Source organism: Jiangella rhizosphaerae (genome assembly GCF_003579925.1).
GTDB classification, from domain to species: Bacteria; Actinomycetota; Actinomycetes; order Jiangellales; family Jiangellaceae; genus Jiangella; species Jiangella rhizosphaerae.
Map to the genome: position 1 here is coordinate 1 of NZ_QUAL01000352.1, position 6,855 is coordinate 6,855.

At 75.4% G+C, this 6,855-nt stretch carries 4 protein-coding genes and 1 pseudogene; all 5 read right to left on the reverse strand.

Annotated features, from left to right (window positions below; all coding sequences use genetic code 11):
• The coding region (locus tag DY240_RS24845) for an alpha-(1->3)-arabinofuranosyltransferase (RefSeq protein ID WP_119662388.1) at window positions 1–3,941 on the reverse strand (3,941 nt) is incomplete at its 3' end.
• Window positions 3,938–4,672 (reverse strand): class I SAM-dependent methyltransferase, encoded by a 735-nt coding sequence (locus DY240_RS24850; protein ID WP_119662389.1) that lies wholly within the window; start codon window positions 4,670–4,672, stop codon window positions 3,938–3,940. The genes DY240_RS24845 and DY240_RS24850, both read right to left, overlap by 4 nt.
• Before the next feature lie 49 nt (window positions 4,673–4,721).
• The gene (locus DY240_RS24855) at window positions 4,722–5,960 is read right to left on the reverse strand and encodes a glycosyltransferase family 4 protein (protein WP_199702364.1); all 1,239 of its coding nucleotides are present in this window, start codon (window positions 5,958–5,960) and stop codon (window positions 4,722–4,724) included.
• A gap of 21 nt (window positions 5,961–5,981) precedes the next feature.
• Entirely contained in the window at window positions 5,982–6,125 is a 144-nt protein-coding gene (locus tag DY240_RS32485; RefSeq protein ID WP_157524295.1) for a hypothetical protein, read from the reverse strand.
• A 31-nt stretch (window positions 6,126–6,156) separates the two neighbouring features.
• Window positions 6,157–6,855 (reverse strand): annotated as a pseudogene (locus DY240_RS32490) (hypothetical protein); the annotation flags it as partial.

The following is a 6,855-nucleotide window of genomic DNA, read 5'->3' on the forward strand; positions in this document are numbered from 1 at the left end:
CGCCGTGCCCGGCGCCCGCCGGCGGGGACGGCGTCGGCCGGCACCCGCTGCGCGGGCACCGGTGACGGCGCCAGCGGCACCCGGGTGCCCCGCCAGGCGAGCACGCCGACCATCAGCACCGTGCCGAGCCCGGCCAGCAGCGCCCACCGGTACGGCTCGTCCGGCCCGTAGCTCAGCCGCACCACGCCGGCCGCGCCGACCGGCAGCACGAAGCCCTGCGCCCAGCCGTCGAGGCGCACGGGCTCCAGCGGCTCGCCGTTCAGCGTCGCCTCCCAGCCGGTGTTGAGGTTCTCGGTGACGGCGAGGACGGCCGGCTCCTCCCGGGCCGGGACGACGACCTCGCGCTCGGCGGCGCGCCAGGTCTGCACCGTGACGTCGAGCGCGGGCGGCGGCGACGGCGGCTCGTCCACCGGCCGCAGCGTCAGCGACTCCGGCCGGACGGCGCCGGTCGCCCGGACGACGACGTCGTGCGCCCCCTCGTCCAGCGGCACCGGATCGGCGCCGTCGCCGCAGGGCAGCACGTCCAGCCGCCGCCCGTGCAGCAGGTCGCCGACGGTCGTCTCGATCCGCGTCGTCACCTCGGCGCCGTCGATCACCAGCGGCGGGCCGTCGCCGCACGCGACGGTCACCTCCCGCGACTCGTCCACCGGCAGCCGCAGGTCGTCGGCGCCGAGCACGCGGACCTCGGACACCCCGGCCGGCAGCACCGAGCGCAGCCCGAACGCGGGGTCGCGGTCCTCCACCTCGGCGACCTCGACGATCTGGAGGGTCAACTCGTCGGTGCGGACCGGCTCGGGGAACGCGACGGTGCCGTCGTCGTCGACGCTCGCCTGGAACCGCGTCTCGCCGGCGCGCACCTCGACCAGGCTCGGCCGCGATGCCGCCAGCCACGGCTCGACGTCCAGCCGCAGCCCTTCGACGGTGCGCCGCGGCCCCCAGGTCAGGGTGAGGGACGGCGTCTCGTCGCCGGGCGCGGCCACCCAGCCGGTGCCGGGATCGTGGTCGACGGCGGCCTGCGGGCGCCCGAGCGGGTCGGAGACGGCGCGCGAGCTGGCCGTCGCGACGATCGCGTCCGGGTGGGGTTCGAGCAGCTTCTCCAGCGAGCGGCCGGGCCGCGGCCGCGCCGTCAGCTCCGCCTCGTACTCCGCGGGGGCGGTCAGCTCCGCGCTGCGGCGCAGGTCGCGGTTCTCCTCGCCGGGCCGCGCCAGCTGACGGGCGCACCGCTCGACCTCGGTGTCGCCGGATCTCGTCCCGACGCACTCGCCGCGGCGGCCGTCGGCGGCGGCGAAGACCAGCGTGGCCGGTGCGGGCTCGCCGGACGCGGAGCCGCCGAGGTCGGCCGCGGTCACGGCCGGCGCCCGGAGCGTCCGGGTCACCTTCAGATCGGGCACCGTGAGCTCCCGGATGCCGACGCCGCTGACGGTGCCGTCGCCGACGGCGACCACTGTCACCCGCAGCGTGCTGGTCTCGCCGGACGGGACGGCGAGCACCTGGGCGTCGCCGCCGGGCTGCAGGTCGCTCTCGAGGATGCCGGTGTCGGTCTGGACGGCCACACGCCGCATCGGCGCGCTGACCGGACCGCCGGTGAGCGGGGTCAGCTCCACCGACGGCACGCGGCGCGGCTCATCGAAGCGCAGCTCCAGCCACTGCCCGACGGCGCTGCCGTACTCCCCCGACACCCAGCTGGTGCCGGGGTCGCCGTCGACCGCGGCCCACGGCGAGTTCTCCGCGCCGCGCGCCATCGTCGCCCGGGGGTCCGAGCCGGACGACGACGCCGTCACGTCGGCGACCCCCTCGACCACCGCGACGGTCTCGCGGTCCGGGTCCTCCACGGGGAGGAAGTCGCGCACCACCCGCCCGAGTCCGCCGTCCTCACCGGCCCGCAGCACCTCGGTGGTGTTGTCGCGGCTGGCGCCGAACCAGACGGCCCGGCGGCGCAGCCCGTCGGTCACGACGGGGACCGGGTGCGCGTCGGCGATCCCGGCGCCGTCGCCGGCCACGAACGCCGCGCGGCCGTCCAGCAGCCCGGCGTCGCCCGCCGTCAGCAGCGACTCCGGGCCGCCGGACATCCGCAGCGTGCCGTCCAGCGGATAGGCGTGGACGCGATGCTCCTCGGCCTCGGGGTCGGCGATCGCGAAGATCTCCACGGCCGGGTACTGGACGTCCAGCCGCGAGTCCGACGCGGCCGCGGGATCGTCGGCGGCCCCGACCTGCGGGCCGAACGTCGCGACCCGCTCGGCGCCGGGCAGGTCCGCGATGGCCTGGTGGACCAGCGCGGCGCGCGGCGCGTCGGTGCGCGACCGGTCGAGGTCGTTGCGGACGACGAGGTGGGTGACGCCCGCGCGGCGCAGCGCGTCGACGACGCCGGCGCCGCCCTCGCCGGCCGCGAGCCGCGTCTCGACCGCGTCCAGCAGGCGGATGTTGCCCGCCGACGAGAGCGGGACGGAGTCGCGGACCGCCCACGGGGTGTCGCCCAGCGCCTGCAGCGGCTCGTCGCGCGGCGCACCCCACGTGTACTCGGCGAACGACGTGCCGGGCACCAGCAGCGCCCGCCCGGTGCCGGCGTTGTCGTCCAGCCAGTCCGACGCCTCGTGCCAGTAGCCGGGGATCTCGTCGTAGGAGCCCGCCTGCGGCAGCCGGCCGGCCAGCGCCGGCGTCGCCACCCCGGCGATGACCACCACCGCGAGCCCGACGACGAGCATGCGGAAGCGGCGCACCGAGATGGCCGGCACCCGCAGCGACGCCAGCGCGTGCGCGAGCCCCAGGGCCAGCGGCAGCCGCAGCACGACGTCGAACTTGTGCACGTTGCGGAACGGCGCCAGCGGCCCGTCGAGCAGCTCGCGCACCGTCGCCGCCAGCGGCCCGGCCGCGGCGCCGACGTACCCCGCCGACACCAGAGCCAGTCCGAGGACGGCCGCCGTCAGGAACACCCGCCGCCCGGGCATGTCGCGCCGCGCCAGCCCGCCCAGCCCGATCGCCGCGATCAGCACCGTGTGCAGGATCAGCACCGGCTCGCTGGCCAGCAGCCAGCCGGCCGGCCACTGCGGGCCGCCGGCCACCGACAGGTAGGACAGCCAGTGGTCGTTGCCGCGCAGCACCTCGATCAGCGACGTGTGCTGCGTGGTGTTGCCGGCCGTCTCGATCCAGTCCAGGAACGGCGGGCTGTGCGCGCCGAGCAGCAGCAGCGGCACCCACCACCACACCGTCACCGCGGCGCAGCAGCCCACCCACCACGCCGCGAACCGCCACCGTCCGGGCCAGTGCGGCGCCAGCAGCAGCCAGAGCCCGGCGGGGACGACGGCGGCGGCGGTGGCGGCCGCGTTGACCCCGCCCATGCACAGGACGGCCAGCGCGGACAGCGCCGCGTTGCGCACCACCGGGCCGCCACGCCAGGCCCGGACGAGCGGGATCAGCGCCCACGGGGCCAGCGCCGTCGGCCACGCCTCGATCGACACCGCGCCGAGCGACACCAGGATCCGCGGCGCCAGCGCGTAGACCAGGCCGCCGAGCAGCCGGGTCCACGACCGGCCGATGCCCATCTCGCCGGCCAGCTTGACCACGCCGAGGAACGCCGCGACCAGGATCAGCGACCACCACAGCCGCTGCACCACCCAGGCCGGCAGCCCCGCGAGGTCGCCGGCCAGGTGCACCGGGCCCATCGGCCACAGGTATCCGTAGGCCTGGTTCTGCAGCTGCCCGAACGCGGCCGCCGGTTCCCACAGGTGCAGCGCACGCTGCAGGAACCCGGCCGGGTCGGCGGTGAGGTCGAGCTTGGTGTCCGGGACGATCCGCCCGGGCGCCTGCCGGAACGCCAGGGCGACCAGTCCCAGGCAGCAGACGGCGAGCTGGACCCGCCACGCCGGCAGCCGGCGGCGCGGCGCGCTCCGCCCATGAAGCCGACCGCGAGGTCTGCCGTCAGGCCCAGGAGATAGTGCACTCATCGGCGGCGCAGCACCACCGCGAGATTCCACGTCGCGAGCTCACGCAGGCCGGGCACCCGCACCACGCCACGCGCCCACCACGGGTGGTAGCGCGGGAACGCGTCGAGCAACTGCCCGTGCGGCGTGTTCCGGGCCCACAGCAGCGCGTCGGAAACCGACACCGGGAACAGGCTGGTGCCGTACCGGTTCTTCGGGTCGCGCCCGTGCCGCCGCGCGTACCGGCGCGCCGCCGCCTCGCCGCCGAGATAGTGCCAGGGCGCGGTCTCGTGCCCGCCCCACGGCGACAGCCAGACGGTGAAGGAGAGGAACACGACGCCGCCGGGGCGGGTCACCCGCAGCATCTCCTCGGCCATCGCCCAGGGGTCCGGCACGTGCTCGAGGACGTTCGACGAGTAGCAGACGTCGGCGGCGGCGTCGCGGATCGGCAGCGCCATGCCGCTGCCCATGACGGTGCCGGGCTCCGGGCGGCCGCGGGCGGACAGCTCGCCGAGGTCGCTGTCGACGGAGACGTAGCGGGCGCCGGCCCGGCGGAACGCGTCGCGGAAATAGCCCGGTCCGCCGCCGACGTCGAGCACCAGCGCTCCCCTCAAATCGGCATAATCGGACAATTGCGCAACCGAGTCAGCGGCCAGCACCCCATAGAAATGGTCGGGGTCACGCTGTTCGGCGAGAAATGCCCGGAATAGCCGGACCGAACGACTCAGGGTGGCCCGGTCGGGGGAATCACTCAGGAGCACGTCGGCACATTACGCCAATCAACATGGCTGTTGTGGCGATTCGTCACGACTGGCGGAAGAACGGGCTGCCATGGGCCGGAACGGGCACCCGGTGCGGGTCCAGCGCGACGCCCGTCGTGGCCGCGACGGCCCGCCGGGACGACCGCGCGTCCTCGGCCTCGGCGACCGTGCGGCGCAGCAGCGCGTCCCACGAGCGCACCGTCTGGTCCCAGGTGAACGTGGCGGCGCGGGCGGCGGCCGCCCGGCCCAGCGCGGTGCGCCGGACGCCGTCGGCGAGCAGCTCGTCGGTCGCGGCCGTGAGCCCGTCGAGGTCGTCGGCGAGCAGGCCGGTGACGCCGTCGACGATCGACTCGGCCAGGCCGCCCGCGGCGCGGTAGCCGATGGTGGGCACCTGGTGCTGGGCCGCCTCGACGACGGTGAGGCCCCAGCCCTCCTTGACCGACGGCGCCAGCATGAGCCAGCTGCGCGCCAGTTCCTCGTGCTTGGCGCGCTCGTCGACGAAGCCCAGGAAGTCGGTGATGTCGTCGACGCCCAGGCGCCTGGCCTCGGCCGTCAGCCGGTCGGACCACCAGCCGTCGCCGATGATGCTCACCCGCAGGCCGGGCCGGCTCGCGCGGAGCCGGGCCGCGACCTGCAGGGCGTGTTCGACCCGCTTGTGCGGCACCAGCCGGCCGAGGACGCAGATGCGGGGGGCCTGCGCCCGCGGCGTCGTCGTGGCCGGTGCCGGCGCGGTGCCGTTGTGGACGACGTCCACTCGCTCGGGACCGACCCCGAGCGCGGCGAGTTCCGTCCGGGTGATCTCCGAGACGGTGACGTAACGGGAGCGCCGGTACACGCGCGGCGCGAGCCGGGACTCCAGCCACCAGCCCAGCCGCGCGGTGGCGGGGCCGTAGACGACCCCCCACTGCTCGCGGTGGACGTGGTGGACGAGGACGACCACGGGGCACCGGACGGCCAGGCGGCTCCAGAACGGGACTCCGTTCTGCACGTCGACGATGACGTCGGGCCGCCCGAGTGCCCCGCTGGCCAGCATCCGGACCGCGTGCGCGTAGACGGTGAACTTCCCGCCGCGCCGGACGATCCGGTAGCCGTCGCGCCGCTCCACCTTCGGCGCGCCCGGATGGGCCGCACAGAAGAACGTCACGTCGTGCCCGGCGGCGGCCAGGCCGGCGGCGACGTTCTCCACGTACCGTTCCGAGCCGCCACCCTCGGGGTGGGTGGTGTCGCGCCAGTTGAGCAGCACGACGCGCAATGGGCGCGGCTCGACCAGGATCTCTTTCACGATTCCGTTGTGCCGACCGGGTCAGTTGTCGTCGTAGTTGATCAGCTCTTCGTGGCTGACGTCGTCGGCGTCACTCGGCTGGCTGACGTTCACGGCGGTGACGACGGTCAGACCGGCGAGCACCACTCCCACAATGGCGGCGACAACGCCTCCGAAATTGCCCATGAACGAATGCACTCCTCGAGCGGTGCGGAAATCACGACGCTTGGGAGCGTAACGACCGCCGTCGCCGGGAGAAGGCGTTTCGGGCAACATCAGCCGATGCGACGACGAGAATGACCGAAAAGATGATATCGGCGGCGATGACCGGCGGAGCGGGCGGAATGCGGCTCCATGTGCCGATGGCGCCCGGAACGCGATAGAGGTCGAGCGTGCCGTTGTTCTCGACCGATTCGAGCGATTCGAGAAGTCCGTCCGGAATAGCGCCCGGAGTGTCGCGCTCGACGGCCACCCAGCCGACGCCGAGGGCGGCCAGGCGGCCGACGCCCTCGGGTCCCGCGTCGAGGGCTTCGGCGACCTCCGCCGCCCGGCGGTCCTCCCCCGGCACGACGGTGTCGCCGCCGACCGGGAGCGCGTCGGGGACGACGGCCTCGACGCCGAGGTAGCGCGGCGCGGGGTCGAGCACCGTCCGGTCGCCGGCCCACGGGAACCGGCGGAACGGCTGGTACGGGAGGACGACCACGTCGCCGGTGTCGTCGGAGGCGCGCAGGGTGGCACGGACGTCGGACCACGCCTCCGGGTACCGCGACGGCTCCAGCCGGCCGGCCGCGCCCCAGGCGAGGTCGGGCAGGGCGGCGATCGGCAGCACCGCGGCGACCAGCGTGACCGCGACGGCCGACCTCCCGGCGGCCGACCTCCCGGCGGCGGACCCCGCGGCCGCCGACCTCCCGGCGGC

What these genes read in the sequence shown, in the direction of transcription:
- DY240_RS32485 (WP_157524295.1), bottom strand. Translation starts at nt 6,125, where the DNA reads ATGGGCAATTTCGGAGGCGTTGTCGCCGCCATTGTGGGAGTGGTGCTC.